This window comes from Longispora fulva (genome assembly GCF_015751905.1).
Lineage (GTDB): Bacteria > Actinomycetota > Actinomycetes > Mycobacteriales > Micromonosporaceae > Longispora > Longispora fulva.
Genome location: NZ_JADOUF010000001.1, coordinates 1,016,661 through 1,030,874 on the forward strand (window position 1 = coordinate 1,016,661; position 14,214 = coordinate 1,030,874).

General features: G+C 73.8%; 15 protein-coding genes. 5 read left to right on the plus strand and 10 right to left on the minus strand.

Annotated features, from left to right (window positions below; all coding sequences use genetic code 11):
- Window positions 1–5 precede the first annotated feature (5 nt).
- Window positions 6–647 carry a GNAT family N-acetyltransferase gene (locus IW245_RS04480; protein ID WP_197001923.1) on the plus strand — a complete coding sequence of 214 codons (642 nt, stop codon included), beginning with the start codon at window positions 6–8 and terminating at the stop codon, window positions 645–647.
- A 34-nt stretch (window positions 648–681) separates the two neighbouring features.
- On the opposite strand, the gene IW245_RS04485 is transcribed toward IW245_RS04480, so the two are convergent.
- From IW245_RS04485 to IW245_RS04495, 3 genes are read right to left on the minus strand one after another with little or no spacing between them, the layout of a single operon-like run.
- Window positions 682–888, minus strand: a complete 207-nt coding sequence (locus IW245_RS04485; protein WP_197001924.1) for a DUF4287 domain-containing protein — start codon at window positions 886–888, stop codon at window positions 682–684.
- Between the two features lie 25 nt (window positions 889–913).
- Entirely contained in the window at window positions 914–1,720 is an 807-nt protein-coding gene (locus IW245_RS04490) for a PaaX family transcriptional regulator C-terminal domain-containing protein (RefSeq protein WP_197001925.1), read from the minus strand.
- A complete protein-coding gene (locus tag IW245_RS04495) occupies window positions 1,717–2,298 on the minus strand; it encodes a GNAT family N-acetyltransferase (protein ID WP_197001926.1) in 582 nt (193 codons plus the stop codon). The genes IW245_RS04490 and IW245_RS04495 overlap by 4 nt, the downstream gene beginning before the upstream one ends.
- Window positions 2,299–2,353: 55 nt before the next feature.
- Between IW245_RS04495 and IW245_RS04500 the strand changes: the two genes are divergently transcribed.
- Window positions 2,354–3,364, plus strand: a complete 1,011-nt coding sequence (locus tag IW245_RS04500; RefSeq protein WP_197001927.1) for an alpha/beta hydrolase family protein — start codon at window positions 2,354–2,356, stop codon at window positions 3,362–3,364.
- Here the strand turns inward: IW245_RS04500 and dctA are convergent.
- Window positions 3,347–4,684: a C4-dicarboxylate transporter DctA gene (gene dctA / locus IW245_RS04505; protein ID WP_197001928.1), complete on the minus strand. Its 1,338-nt coding sequence runs from the start codon at window positions 4,682–4,684 to the stop codon at window positions 3,347–3,349. The two genes, IW245_RS04500 and dctA, sit on opposite strands and share 18 nt — an antisense overlap.
- 236 nt (window positions 4,685–4,920) lie before the next feature.
- Here dctA and IW245_RS04510 point away from each other — a divergent pair, with 236 nt between their 5' ends.
- Entirely contained in the window at window positions 4,921–5,868 is a 948-nt protein-coding gene (locus IW245_RS04510) for a TAXI family TRAP transporter solute-binding subunit (RefSeq protein ID WP_197001929.1), read from the plus strand.
- A 41-nt stretch (window positions 5,869–5,909) separates the two neighbouring features.
- Here IW245_RS04510 and IW245_RS04515 read toward each other — a convergent pair whose 3' ends face one another.
- The 5 genes from IW245_RS04515 to IW245_RS04535 form a co-directional block, all read right to left on the minus strand.
- On the minus strand, window positions 5,910–7,277 hold the full coding sequence (locus IW245_RS04515; protein ID WP_197001930.1) for a HAMP domain-containing sensor histidine kinase: 1,368 nt from the start codon (window positions 7,275–7,277) through the stop codon (window positions 5,910–5,912).
- A gap of 13 nt (window positions 7,278–7,290) precedes the next feature.
- A complete protein-coding gene (locus tag IW245_RS04520; RefSeq protein ID WP_197001931.1) occupies window positions 7,291–7,956 on the minus strand; it encodes a response regulator transcription factor in 666 nt (221 codons plus the stop codon).
- 25 nt (window positions 7,957–7,981) lie between these two features.
- Window positions 7,982–9,085, minus strand: a complete 1,104-nt coding sequence (gene nicT, locus IW245_RS04525; protein WP_197001932.1) for a Nickel transporter NicT — start codon at window positions 9,083–9,085, stop codon at window positions 7,982–7,984.
- 137 nt (window positions 9,086–9,222) lie between these two features.
- Window positions 9,223–9,888, minus strand: coding sequence for a response regulator transcription factor (locus IW245_RS04530; RefSeq protein ID WP_197001933.1), 666 nt, complete (start codon window positions 9,886–9,888; stop codon window positions 9,223–9,225).
- Between the two features lie 5 nt (window positions 9,889–9,893).
- Entirely contained in the window at window positions 9,894–11,108 is a 1,215-nt protein-coding gene (locus tag IW245_RS04535; RefSeq protein WP_197001934.1) for a sensor histidine kinase, read from the minus strand.
- Between the two features lie 192 nt (window positions 11,109–11,300).
- On the opposite strand from IW245_RS04535, the gene IW245_RS04540 reads away from it, so the two are divergent.
- Together IW245_RS04540 and IW245_RS04545 are read left to right on the plus strand one after the other, a co-directional pair.
- The gene (locus IW245_RS04540) at window positions 11,301–12,269 is read left to right on the plus strand and encodes an NAD(P)-dependent alcohol dehydrogenase (RefSeq protein ID WP_197001935.1); all 969 of its coding nucleotides are present in this window, start codon (window positions 11,301–11,303) and stop codon (window positions 12,267–12,269) included.
- Window positions 12,270–12,301: 32 nt separating this feature from the next.
- Window positions 12,302–12,799 carry a YbaK/EbsC family protein gene (locus tag IW245_RS04545; RefSeq protein ID WP_197001936.1) on the plus strand — a complete coding sequence of 166 codons (498 nt, stop codon included), beginning with the start codon at window positions 12,302–12,304 and terminating at the stop codon, window positions 12,797–12,799.
- Between the two features lie 62 nt (window positions 12,800–12,861).
- On the opposite strand, the gene IW245_RS04550 is transcribed toward IW245_RS04545, so the two are convergent.
- Window positions 12,862–14,193 (minus strand): sulfatase-like hydrolase/transferase, encoded by a 1,332-nt coding sequence (locus IW245_RS04550; protein ID WP_197001937.1) that lies wholly within the window; start codon window positions 14,191–14,193, stop codon window positions 12,862–12,864.
- Window positions 14,194–14,214 lie beyond the last annotated feature (21 nt).

Genomic DNA, 14,214 nt, shown 5'->3' on the forward strand with positions numbered 1-14,214 from the left:
ATCACATGGACAGGGAGATCGTGCGGGCCTGGGTGGACGGCTGGGTCGTCTCGCGCGGGGCCGCACCCGCGGTCGAGGCGCCGTGGGGTTTCACCGTCGACGTCGGACTGCCCGACCACATCGCCCGGCACGTCCTGCCGGAGGGCACCGAGGCACTCGTCGGCGGGCTCACCGGGACGGTCACCGCGCGCGGTACCTGGCTCAAACTCTTCGAGGACGACGCGACCGTCGCGCCATGGTTGGCCCCCGGCTGGTTATTCGCCCCGCCCGGGTTCCTGATGTCGGCGGCGGTGCGCGCGACCGCCACGGACGTTCCCGACGGGTACCGGGTGCGCACCTGGGCCCACGGCGGAGTCACCCGAACGCTGGTCCTCGCCGCCGACGGGGCCTTCGCCGCCCGGGGCCAGGTGGCCGGTCCGCCGGGGAGCCGTACCGGGATCGTGGTGGTCGACCAGGTCGAGACCGCCCCGCAACACCGCCGCAAGGGGCTGGCGAGCCTGGTGATGCGCACCCTGGCGAACGTGGCCGCCGAGGCGGGCGCGACCACCGGCCTGCTGGGCGCGACGGTCGAGGGCCGGGCGCTCTACGAGACCCTGGGCTGGGCCACCCGCGCACCCCTGACCAGCGTCACGCTCCCGATGGGCTGACCGCCGCGCAGCGCTCACCAGTGCGGTGGGCTGACTACTCGCCCTCGGCGAGGGTGTGCGCGACGAGCGCGTTGGCGTGCCCGTGACCCATCCCGTGCTCGGCCTTCAGCCACGCGACCAGTTCCATGTGCCTGGTCAGCGGCGAGGCGCGGATCAGGTCCTTCCACTCGGCGACCGGCCGGCCGTACTTCTGCTCGATCGCGGGGAAGTAGCTGGCGGGGCCCTTGGGTGCGTCAGTCACGTCCGCGAGTATGCCACCCAGTGGATCATCGCGGGTAGCGTCGGAACAGCCGGATCGTCGACGCCGGGTCGGCGCGGTCGCCGATCGCCGCGAGGCCCCGCGCGCACAGCTCCCGGGCGGTCGTACCGGGCCACGGCCGGGGCAGCAGCTCCGGCGGGAGCAGCGGGTCGGGCTCCATCGCGCGGGTGAAGGCCCCGGTCAGTTCGACGGCGGACGCGAGCAGTTCCACCGGAGACCGTGCGTCGAGGTCGTCGAGGAGGGCCCGGGCGAGTGCGGCCAGGTCGGCGTACCGGCCGGCGATCTCGTCGAGCGGCCACAGGAGAGCGGCGATCCGCACCGGGTCGCTCTCCCCGCCGACGCGCAGGTCGGTGCTGGTGAGCCGGGTGACGCCGGCCGTGACGCCCAGCCGGGCCGCCTCGGCGTCGACCAGGTCGTCCCAGTCGTTGGGGGAGACGTACAGCCCGCCCTGGATCGGGGCCCCGCCGAGGTGTCCGATCGCGTCGCGGAAGCTGTCGCGGGCCGCCCGGGACGTCTCCGGCACCGCGAACCCGACGAGCCGCCACCGGCCGTCCCAGGGTTGCAGCCCCTGGTCCTGGCGGTGCGCGAAGTGGACGAACTCCGCCTCAGCGGTCGTGGCGGCCGTGGCGCGCAGCACGGCCCGGCGGCCCCGGCCCTCGTGGGTGAACCGGCCCTCGGCGACCAGGCGCTTGACGCACAGCCGGACCTGCTGGTCGGTCATCCCGAGAGTGGTGGCGACCGCGTACAGCTCGCCGGCGTCGACCGTGTCGTCGTGGCGGACGAGGGCGTCGACGAGGGCGCGGGTCGCGATCACCGTCCGACCTTACGACGCATCGTGGTCACCGCGCCAAACCCGAGGAGCCGGCGCAGGTACGGGGTCGCCTCGGTGCGCCCGGCGACGAAACCGTGCCGCTCGTACAGCGCCCTGGCGCGCGGGTTGGCGTCGATCACGTCGAGGCGGATCCGGTCGTGGCCGAGGTCGCGGGCGACGGCGGCGACCTCGTCGAGGAGCAGGCTCCCGATGCCCTGGCCGCGCAGGGCCGGGTCGACGGCGATGCCGTCCATCACGAGCTCGCCGGGGGCGGCGTGCCGTTCGAGGAGGGCGAGGAGCGCCACCCGGGGCAGGCCGCGCACCGGGCCGTACGCGCGGAGCACGTCGAGGGGGCCGCCGCCGAGCAGGGCGCGTCCGCCGTGCCGGTAGCCGGCGACCGCGACGAGCCGGTCACCGGCCATGGCGGCCACCGCCCGGTCCGGGTGCAGGTGGGCGGCGAGGAACGCCACGCCCCGCTCGGCGGGGCCGAGGGCCGGGCCGAGTTTGCGGCCGAACGCCTCCCAGTAGAGCTCGGCGGCGCGGTGGTGGGCGTGGGCGGGCAGTACCCGGAGGATCTCCATGCGTACAAGTCTAGTACGATCGTTTTAACAACGATAGTTTTGGGAAGAGGTCGGCATGTGGCGCAGACTCGCCATCGCGGTGGTGGTCCTCGTGGCGCTCGGCGCCGTCGCCGTGGGCGTCGTGGCCTACCGCAACACCTACGACCTGCGGGAGGAACGGGTCACGATCGGCGCCCTCGACGCGGTCCTGGCCATGCCCACGACCGCCGGCCGGCCCGTCGGACTGGTGGTCTTCGTGCACGGCGACGGCCCCGTCGACGCCACCCACGACGGCTTCTACCGGCCGATGTGGGAGTCCTTCGCACGCGCCGGCTACGCCTCGCTGTCCTGGAACAAGCCCGGGGTCGCGGGCTCCGCCGGCGACTGGCTGGCCCAGTCGATGGCCGACCGGGCGGCGGAGGTGACCGCCGCGATCGCCTGGGCCAGGGCGCGCCCGGACATCGACGGCCGCCGGATCGGCCTGTGGGGCGCCAGCCAGGCCGGCTGGGTGATGCCGAAGGTCGCCGCCGACACCCCCGACCTGGCGTTCGTGATCGCGATGTCCCCGGCGGTCAACTGGCTCCAGCAGGGCCGGTACAACCTGCTCGCCGAGCTGTCCGCCCGCAACGCCTCCCCGGCCGAGGTCCGCGCGGCCGTCGACCGCAGCGACCGGGAACGCCGCCTCCTCGACGCCGGTGCCAGCTACGCCGACTACCGCCGCGAACCCGACGCCGACCCGGACCTCACGGCCGCGCGCTGGACGTTCATCGCGAGGAACTACCGGTCCGACGCCACGGCCGACCTGACCGCCGCGGCGACGGTGCCGACCCTGCTGCTGCTCGCCGGGCACGACACCAACGTCGACGTCGCCGACACGGAGGCCGGCTACCGCGCGGCCCTGCACACCCTGCAGGTCAGGCACTACCCGGACGCCACCCACGGCATGGTCCCGAAGGCCCTGGAGGACTCCCCGGTGCGCCTGGCCCTCACCGGCCTGCTCGCGCCCCGTTCGGTGTTCACGACCGGCGTGCTGGCCGACCAGGCCCAGTTCCTCAAGAACCTCAGACCGTCATCGGGTACCGGCTGACACCGGCTCGCGTTCCTCCTCCGGCTCCTCGGCCAGCAGCGTGTCCCCGTCTATGAGGTCCGGCCGGTCGAGGACCTGGCGGAACCGGACGGTGTCCAGTTCCCCCTGCCAGCGGGCGATCACCATGGTCGCGACGCCGTTGCCGACCAGGTTCGTCAACGCGCGCGCCTCCGACATGAACCGGTCGATGCCCACCAGCAGGGCGATCCCGACCGCCGGGAGGGCGCTGTCCCCGAACGCGCTCAGAGACGCCGCGAGGGTGACCAGACCGGCCCCGGTCACCCCGGCCGCGCCCTTGCTGGAGATCAGCATGAACGCCAGCAGGCCGAGCTGGGTGCCGAGCGACAGGTGCGCGCCGGTCGCCTGGGCGATGAACAGCGCGCCCATGGTGAGGTAGATGCAGGTGCCGTCGAGGTTGAACGAGTACCCGGTGGGGATCGTCAGCCCGACCACCGACCGGCCGGCGCCGGCGGCCTCCAGCTTCGCCATCATCCGGGGCAGCACCGTCTCCGAGGACGAGGTGCCCAGGACGATCAGCAGCTCATCCTTGATCAGGCGGAGGAACTTGAGGATGTTGAAGCCCGACAGCCACGCGATCGGGCCGAGGACGGCCAGGACGAACAGCACGCACGTCAGGTAGAACGTGCCCATCAGAGCCGCGAGGCTGCCGAGCACCTTGTCGCCGTACTTGCCGACCGTGAACGCCATGCCGCCGAACGCGCCGACCGGGGCGGCGTACATGATCGCCCGGATCACCCCGAACATGATCTTCCCGACGGTCTCGATGCCCCGGACGGCCGACGCGCCCCGCGCGCCCATGAACGACAGCGCGATCGCCACCAGAATGGCCACGACGAGGACCTGGATGATCTGCCCGTCCGTGAACGCGCCGAGGAGCGACTTGGGCACCATGCCCTGCACGAAGCCGACCAGCCCGTCCTTGTCCGCGGTGCTCGCCGTGTCCAGAGTGGCCTTGGCCAGCTTCGGGTCGGGCTTGATGCCGAGCCCGGCGCCCGGCCGGACGACACTGATCACGACCATGCCGATCGCCAGCGCGACGACGGTCAACGCCGTGAAGTAGCCGATCGTGACCAGGGCCAGCCGGCCGGCGCGCGCCAGATTGCCGAGGCCGGCGATCCCGACCACGACGGTGCAGAAGATCGTGGGCGCGATGACCATCTTGACCAGCGCGATGAACACGTCGGCGAGCCACTTGAGCTCGGCGGCCTGGTGGGGGAACGCCACGCCGACGGCGATGCCGGCGACGATGGAGACCAGGACCCAGAAGTACAGGTGCCGGTAGAACGGTCTGCGGTTCATGTTTCCTCCGGATGACGCGGAGAGGACGGGGGGATGGACTGTGATCGTCGTCACCGGCGGGCCGGAGGCCCAGCACACGGGCCCTGAATTAAGACCCCGCTTACACTCGCCCGGGCCCGGGCGCTCGGGCCACATGGGCCCGAGGCCTGGATCCCGCCCACACCCGCCCCGGCCCCGCGACTGAGGCGCTCGGGCGGCACCCGGATCCGGACCCGGACCCCGCCTACACTGACGGCATGGTGACCCGCCGGCAGCTCGTCGGCTCCGGGCTCCTCGTCGCAGGTCTCGCCGCGCTCGGGGTCGGGACCGCCGTGCTCCGGCGGCACCCGGTCACCGGCCCGCCGGAGCTGCGGATCGCCACCGGCCCGCCCGGGGCGGTGTTCCGCGAGGTCGGGTCGGCCCTGGCCGAGGTGCTCGGCGAGGTGCTGCCCGGCACCCGGGTCCGGACGATCCCCACCGGAGCCTCCGTCGACAACCTCGCCCTGCTCGCCAGCGGGGACACCGACCTCGCCCTGGCCTCGTTGGACGCCACGGTCGCCGGGCTCCCGGCCGCGGAACCCGGGCGGATCGCCGCCGTCGCGCGGCTCTACGACAGCTGGGTCCAGCTCCTCGTGGCCCGCGACAGCCCCGTCACGTCGCTGCGCGACCTCGCCGGCCGGCGGGTGGCGGCCGGCGCGGACGGCTCGGGCACCCGGTTCACCACCGGACGCCTCCTGGACCTGGCCGGGGTGCGCGCGGAGCTGGTCACCGCGAACCAGGACGAGGCGGTCGCCGCGCTCGCCGCCGGCACCGTCGACGCGCTGTTCACCCTGACCGGGGTGCCGACGCCGGCCGTGACCCGGCTGGCCCGGATGAGCGCCGTGCGGCTGGTGCCGCTGGGGGAGTTCGTGGCGGCGCTGAACAACCGGTTCGGCGAGCTGTACACGCCGGCCACGCTGCCGTCCTCGGCGTACCCGGGGGTGGGGGCCGCCGAGACGATGACGACGCCGAACCTGCTCCTCGCCCAGGCGGGGCTGGCCGACGACCTGGTGGAGCTGATCGCGGCGACACTGTTCGCGCGGCGGGACCGGATCGCGCGCGGGCATCCGGAGGCGAACCGGATCAACACCCGCACCGGCATCGCCACCGGCCCGATCCCGCTGCACCCGGGGGCCGTGCGCTACTTCCGCTCAGTGAAGGCCTGACGCCCACCCTGAGCCACATCACGCCATGCCACGCGGCGCGGTTAGTGGTCCGGTAGTTTCTCGCCGGGTAGCGCGATCCGCACCTCCAGGCCCTGGGGCTCCAACGCGTGCAGGGACAACTCGCCGCCCCAGGCCGCGACGAGTTCCGTGCAGATGGCCAGGCCCAGGCCGGTACCCGGAAGATTGTGGTGCGAGGCCCCGCGCCAGAACCGGCCGGCGGCGCGGGACCGCTCCTCGGCCGTCAGCCCACCGCCGTCATCGCGGACCGTCAGCACCACCCGGTCGGCGTCCAGAACCGCGCCGATCCTGAGCAGCGTGCCGCCACTGAGCCGGGCGGCGTTGGCGACCAGCTCGTCGAGGACGTTGCCCAGCCCGTCGGGGGGCGCGTGCGTCGCCAGGCCCGGCCGGATCTGGGTGACGAGCCGCATCCCGGCGGCCTCGACCTGCGGGGTCCAGCGCCGGACGTGCGCGGCGAACACGTCAGCGAGGGGCTGCGGCGCGACCAGCGGCGCCGCGCCCTCGACCTCGGTGAGCGCCAGCAGGGCCTCGACGACCCGCTCCAGCTCGCCGGCCTCCGCGACCGCGTCGGCGTGCGCCTCGCGGCCCGCCGGGGTGACGTGCGGGCCGAGCACCTCCACGGCCAGGCGCAGGCTGGCGAGCGGATTGCGCAGCTGGTGGGAGGCGTCGGCCACGAAGGTGCGCTGCTGGCGCAGGATCCGGGCGACGGTGCCGGCCATCGTGTTGAACGACCCGGCGAGCCGGCGCAGCTCGGGCGGGCCGGTCAGGGTCGCCGCCCGCGCGTCCAGCCGGCCGGCGGCGATGGCGATCGTCGCGGAGTCCAGCTCGCGCACCGGGCGCAGGACCCACCGCGCGAGGGGTACCGCCGCGGCCACCACCAGCGCCAGCGGCACGAGACCGAGGGCGAACAGCAGCCCCCAGCGGCGCAGGATGGTCGACCGCAGGTCCCCGGTGGGGGAGACGAGCACGACGGCGGCGATCACCCCGCTGTCCCGCCCGACCGGCTCCACGACCACCATCGGGGCGTCCCGCCAGGGCCAGACGGCGTCGACCCGGTCCGGCCGGTACCCGGCCAGGGCCGTGGCCAGGCCGTCGGCGACCGCGGGGGAGTCGGTGCGCGGGGCCGTCCCCGAGGAACCCAGCAGCCGGCCGTCCACGGAGAACAGGCCCACGTCAATGCCGTACAGGTCGGCGTAGCGGCGCAGTTCCGCCGTCAGCGCCTCGGTCCGGCCCCGGCGCAGCGCGTCGTCGGCGACCGAGGCGAACCGGTCGGCGTCGGCGAGCCGGTCCAGGTACACCGCCTGCGTCTCCCGCTGCGCGATGTACGCCGCGAGCGGCACCCCGAGCGCCGCGAACAGCCCCACCAGCAGCGGAACGAGGACGAGCAGCATCCGGCGCAGCACGTCAGGCCCGCAGCCGGTAGCCGACGCCGCGCAGCGTCTCGATGGTCACCGCGTCGCCGAGCTTGGCCCGCAGCGCCGCGATGTGCACGTCCAGGGTGCGGCTCGGCGTCTCCCAGCTGGCCCGCCACACCTGGTCGAGGAGCGCCTCGCGGGTGCACACCCTCCCCGGGTGCGCGGCGAGGGCCTCCAGCAGGTCGAACTCCTTGCGGGTGAGGGCGACCGGCACCCCGGCGACGGTCACGGCCCGGGCGCCGGGGTCGATCACCAGGTCGCCGAAGGACCGCGCGACGGCCTCCGGGCGGGTGGCGCGGGCCGGCCGGGTCCGCCGGGCGACCGCCTCGATCCGGGCGGCCAGCTCGCCCAGGCTGAACGGTTTGACCACGTAGTCGTCGGCGCCGCTGCGCAGTCCGACGATCCGGTCGTGTTCCGAGCCGCGCGCCGTGACCGCGATGACCGCGACGGACTCGAACTCCCGCAGCCTGCGGCACACCTCGATCCCGTCGGCGTCGGGCAGGCCAAGGTCGAGGAGCACCACGTCGGTCCCGGGAGCCGCGGCCAGCGCGGCCTCGGCCGTGGCGACCCGGTGCACGTCGTAGCCGTGCTGGCGCAGGCCCGCCACCAGGCTCCGGGCGAGCCGGTCGTTGTCCTCGACCACCAGGATCCGCACACCCTGAGAATGTCACAACGGTGTCCTAGTCGCCCGGGGACTCCTCGGCCGCCCGGGCCGTCCACCGCTGCTCGATCCGGCCGTACCGCCACACCGCGACGGCCACCAGCCAGATCGCGACGAACAACCCGACGACGGCGAAGCCGATGGCGTCGAACGACAGGCCGTCGAGCCAGTCCCACGTGCCGCCGGTCAGCCCGAGGCCGTCCCTGGCCAGCGCGAGGATCTGCACGGTGCCGATCAGGAGGGCCACGGCGACGGACAGGCCGGTGACGATCAGGTTGAAGTACACCCGGCGGACCGGCTGGGCCAGCGCCCACGAGTAGGCGACCTGCATGACGGAACCGTCGAGGGTGTCCAGCAGCGACATGCCGGCGGCGAAGAGGACCGGGAGACACATGATCGCGTACCAGGGCAGGCCGGCCGCGACGCTCGTCCCCGCCAGGATCAGCAGCGACACCTCGGTGACGGTGTCGAACCCGAGCCCGAACAGCACGCCGACCGGGTAGATGTGCCACGGCCGGCTGACCGCGCCCATCACCCGGCCGAGCAGCCGGTTCATGAAGCCCCGGTTGTCCAGGTGGGCCGCGAGCGCGGTGTCGTCGAACTCCCCGTGCCGCATCCGGCGGAAGATCCGCACGATGCCGACCAGGACCACCAGATTCATGATCGCGATCAGGTACAGGAACACCCCGGAGACTGTCGTGCCGATCAGGCCGCCGTAGAACCGCAGGTCGGAGGTGTCGTCGGCGAGACCGGCGCCGATGGTGCGCACCCCGAGGGCGATCAGGAGGGTCAGCGCCACGACCACGGTGGAGTGGCCGAGGGAGAACCAGAATCCCACCGACACCGGCCGCTGGCCGTCCCCGACGAGTTTGCGGGTGGTGTTGTCGATCGCGGCGATATGGTCCACGTCGAACGCGTGCCGAAGCCCCAGGGAGTAGGCGGTCAGGCCGGTGCCGACGCCGAACAGACCCGCCCCGAGCCGGTAGTGCCCCGGCACCACGCCCAGCACGAGCACGCCCCAGCCGACCACGTGCAGCAGGGCGACGACACCGAACATGCCCAGCATCCGGTACCGGTCGGAGCTGGTGACGGGTCCGCGGCGAACGCGCAGCTCGGAAGACATCGTCGACCTCTCGTCAGGAGGAAGGGGGCACCCGGGGGTAACGAGCGGAACCCCCTGTCATCATTTACCGAAAGTGACCCCCGGGCAACACGAACCGGCCTGGAGCGCCCGCACGCCGGTCGAGCAGGTCGGGACGGTCAGGGCAGCCAGCCTGGGCGGACCAGCCCGGCCTCGTAGGCGAACACGACCAACTGCGCGCGGTTGCGGGCCCCCAGCTTCACCATCGCCCGGGACACGTGCGTCCTCGCGGTGGCCGGACTGAGCACCAACCGGGCCGCGATCTCGTCATTGGACAGGCCGGCCCCGGCCAGCGCCACCACCTCCCGCTCCCGGTCGGTGAGCTCCGCCAACAGCAGGGGCGGCGTCGGGCTGGCCGCACGCACCGCGAACTGCTCGATCACCCGCCGGGTGACGCTGGGCGACAGCAGCCCTTCCCCTGCGGCCACCACCCGCACCCCGCGCACCAGTTCGGCCGGCTCGGTGTTCTTCACCAGGAACCCGGCGGCGCCGACCCGCAGCGCCTCCGCGATGTACTCGTCCAGCTCGAACGTCGTGAGCACGACGATCCGGACCCCGGCGAGTTCGGGGTCCGCGGTGATCTGGCGGGTGGCCGTCAAGCCGTCGACCCCGGGCATCCGGATGTCCATCAGCAGCACGTCAGGGCGCGCCTGCCGGGCCAGCCGCACGGCGTGCGCGCCGTCGCTGGCCTCACCCACGACCTCGATGTCGGGCTCCGCGTCCAGCAGCGCGCGGAAACCGGCCCGCACCAGGGCCTGGTCGTCGGCGAGCACGACCCGGATCATCCCGCTCACTCCGCACCGCCCGATCCGACCGCCGACCCGTCGGCCCGAGCCGATCCGCCGGCCGTCGGCAGGGGGAGTTCGGCCCGGACCCGCCAGCCGCCGGCCGACAGTGGCCCGGCGGTCAGCGTGCCGCCCAGCGCCGTGGCCCGCTCGCGCATGCCGCCGATCCCGTTGCCCTCCGCCACCGGCGCGGTGAGTGGCCCGCGCGCGCCACCGTCGTCCTCGACCTGCACCACCACCAGGTCCTCCCGCGGTTGATCGACCAGAACCGCGGCCGTGGCACCGGGGCCGGCGTGCCGGCGCACATTGGTCAACGCCTCCTGCACGAGCCGGTACGCCGCCCTGGAGACCTCCGCCGGCAGCTCCCGCGCCCCGCCGGTGACCATGGCACGCACCGGCAGCCCGGCGTCCACGGTCAGGTCGTCGAGCTGGTCCAACCCGGGCGCCGGGGCGCGCGGCGGCACCGTCGCGCCGGTCGGGTAGAGCGTGCTGATCACCGACTGGACCTCCCGCAACGCCTCCGCGCTGGCCTGCCGGATCGCCTCGAGGGCCGCCACAGCCTGGTCGGGCTGGCGGCCCATCAGGTGCAGCCCGACCCCGGCCCGCATGTTGATCAGCGACAGGTGGTGGCCCAGCACGTCGTGCAACTCGTGCGCGATCCGCAGCCGCTCCTCGCTGGCGTGCCGCAACTGCCGCTCCCGGTGCAGCCGCCGCTGGTCGCGGGCCATCCGGGCCATGACCCGGGCCGCGCCGAGGAAGAGTTCGACGAACAACCCGCCACCGCAGACCCAGGCCGCGAGCGCCACCGCCGGGCCGGGGGCGGCACCGGACAGGACGACCCATCCGGTGTACGAGACGGCCCCGGTCGCCCAGAACAGCCGGTGCCGGCCGGCCCGCAACGCGAACAGCCCGGCCAGGACCAGCGCCACGAACGTGGGGCCGGCCGGGTGGTGCGGCACGTGGTAGGCGACGGTCGCCGCGACGACGGCCACTGTGGCCGCACGAGGGAAGTGGTGCCGGCCGGCCAGGGCCAGCCCGCTGGTGGCCAGCAGCGCGCAGCCGGGCAGGTCGAGATCCGCCGACTGGCCTCGGGCGGCGAGGGCGGTGCCCGCGGTCTGCACCAGCGCGACCACCAGCGCCAGCCCGAGTCCCCGCCGCCAGCTCCGCGACCCCGCCGGGGTCGGCCCGGGGCCGGCGTCCGGGGGCGGCGTGCGCGTCATGCCAGCACCCTAGGCGACCACCGCCCGGCCCCGCGTCCACCGGCGAGCCCGGGACCGGTACTCCGTCCGGCGTAGCCGGCACCCCCGGCTACCCCCACGGGAGTACCCCCGGTGCCGCCGCCGGCCGGACGCGGTCCCGCCCCCGCCCCGGCACGCTGGGTCCACCAGGCACCCGAGGATTGGGAAGACACGATGAAGGCGATCGTCCACCACCAGTACGGCCCGCCGGACCTGCTCGGGTTCTCCGAGATCGAGGTGCCGGCCGTCGCCGACGACGAGGTGCTGGTCCGGGTCCGCGCGGCCTCCGTCAACCCCTACGACTGGCACCACGTGACAGGCACCCCGTACATCGCGCGCCTCGGCGGTGGCTGGCGCGCGCCGCGGCAGCTGGTCCCCGGCGTCGACCTCGCGGGGCGGGTCGAGGCGGTCGGCAGGGACGTGACCCGGTTCCGGCCGGGCGACGAGGTGTTCGGCATGCGCGCGGGCGCCTTCGCCGAGTACGTCAGCGTGCCCGAGGGCAGGCTGGCCCCGAAGCCGGCGAACCTGACGTTCGAGGAGGCGGCGGCCGTGCCGATGGCGGCGCTCACCGCCCTGCAGGGTCTGCGCGACCGGGGCGGCGTGCGACCGGGCCAGCGGGTACTCGTCAACGGCGCCTCCGGCGGGGTCGGCACCTTCGCCGTGCAGCTCGCCCGGCACTTCGGCGCCGAGGTCACCGGCGTGTGCGGCACCCGCAACGTCGAGGCGGCCCGGGCGCTCGGCGCGCACCACGTCATCGACTACACCGGCGCGGACTTCACCGCCGGCGGCCGCACCTACGACCTGATCCTCGACGTCGCCGGGAACCGGTCCATCGCGGACCGCCGGCGGGCGTTGACGCCCACGGGGACCCTGGTCGTGGTCGGTGGCCCCCAGAGCAACCGCTGGTTCGGGCCGGCGGGGGCCCTGCTCCGGGTGCTCGTCGCCTCCCGGTTCGGCGGTCAGCGGATGGTCGGGATGCTGGCCCGGTGCGAGACGGCGGACCTGCTCCTCCTGCGGGACCTGCTGGAGGCGGGGACGGTGGTGCCGGCCGTGGAGCGGACGTACCCGTTGCGCGAGGTGCCGCAGGCCCTCCGGCAGGTGGGGGAGGGCCACGCCCGGGGAAAAACGGTCATCACCGTCTAGGACCGCGGCGCCCGTCGGGCACAATGGCGGCTATGTCCGCGCCACCGCAGCACCCCAACGTCACCGCCGTCCAGAACGCGCTCGACCACGCCGGGGCCCACGACCACGAGGGCCGGCCGTCGCGGATCGTGATGCTGCCCGACGCCGTGCCGACCGCCGCCGCGGCCGCCGAGGCGCTCGGCGTCGACGTGGGACAGATCGCCAACTCGCTCATCTTCGACGCCGACGGCGCGCCGCTGCTCGTGCTCACCTCGGGCGCGCACCGGGTGGACACCGCGAAGGTCGCCGCCGAGCTGGGCGTGGCCCGGCTGCGGCGGGCCAGTCCGGAGTTCGTCCGCGAGCACACCGGCCAGCCGATCGGCGGGGTCGCGCCCCTCGGGCACCCGGCGCCGGTGCGCACCCTCCTCGACCGGGCGCTGGCGGGGTACGAGGAGATCTGGGCCGCCGGCGGCATCCCGCACTCGGTCTTCCCGATCACGTACCCGGAGCTGTCGCGGATCACGGGCGCCACGCCGGTCGACGTGGCGTAACCGGCCCAGGTCGTGTCTCGTGGATCTTCGCCGGCCTGCGGCGGGATCCACGAGACACTCCCCTAGCAGGTGTCGCCGGAGCACTGCCGGAGCGCGGCGAGCCGGGCCGACAGGGGCCCGAGGTCGGGGTCGTTGCCGGGGTCGCCGTCGTGCAGCAGGTTGGTCAGCTGCGACGGGTCGTGTCGCAGGTCGTAGTACTCGCGATCCAGCACCGTGCCGTCGGGGTTGTACAGCTCGGTGTACATGTGGTCGCCGATCGCGTACACCGACGACCAGGTCGGGATGTGGTCGTTGTTGCTGGCGTCGCGCCAGTACTCCTCCAGGGTCTCGCTCCGCCCGCCCGCGGCCAGCAGGCTGCGCCCGTCGAGGACGTAACTCGGAGTGAGGCCGGCGGCCTGGAGCACGGTCGGCGCGATGTCCAGGTAGGTGGCCAGCCGGGTGTCGGTCCGCACCGGTATGTGTCCGGGCCACCACAGCATCGTGGGCACCCGCTCGGCCTCCAGGTAGGGCATGAACTTCTCCTGCAGTGCGTGCTCGCCCCACAGGACCCCGTTGTCCGACAGGAGCAGCACCAGGGTGTTGTCGAGTTCGCCGCGGGCCTTGAGGCGTTGGTGGATCGCGTCGACCGCGTCGTCGACGGACCGCAGGGTCCGCAACTGGCTCTGCCGGACGGCGGCCCCGCGTTCCTCGGTGAAGGTGAAGTTGCGGACGTACGCCGGCTTGTCGGTGCGGTCGGTCTCCTTGGTGCCGGCGTTGCCGCTCCAGGGGTAGGACACGTTGGCGTACTGCGGTTCCGGGGTGAACGGGGAGTGCGGGGCGGTGAAGCCGGCGTAGATGAACCAGGGCGTGGTGTCGGTACTCTCAAAGGTGTCGATGTACTTGTTGACCTGCGCCCCGACGAAGGTGGTGGAGTAGGGCGCTGTGGTCTCCACCCCGTCCACGACGAACCGGGCGTCGTTGTATCCGCCGCCGGTCAGCGCCCACTGGTCGAAGTAGGGCGGGCGGGTCGACAGGTTCCAGTCGTTGAAGAGTTTGCCGACGGCGGCCGTGCGGTAGCCGGCGCCCTTCAGGTCGTGCTCGAGGGTCCGGTCGTGGTCGAGGTTGCCGATCCCGGACTGCTGGGTCACGCCGTGGTTGTGGGCGTAGCGGCCGGACAGCAGCGAGGCACGGCTGGGGCAGCAGCTCGGCGTGGTGACCACGGCGTTGGGGAAGTACGACCCCCCGGCGCGCACCCACTTCTCGCTCTTCGGCATGACCCAGGTCGTTCCGGTGCGGGCGTCGTCCATCAGCAGGATAAGGATGTTGGGCCGGGCGGCGGCTGCGGGTGCGGCGTGCGCCGGGGCCGCGAGCCCGGCCAGCATCGCCGTGCCGAGCAGTACGGACAAGATGCGCATGACACTCCCATCCCCCGGAAA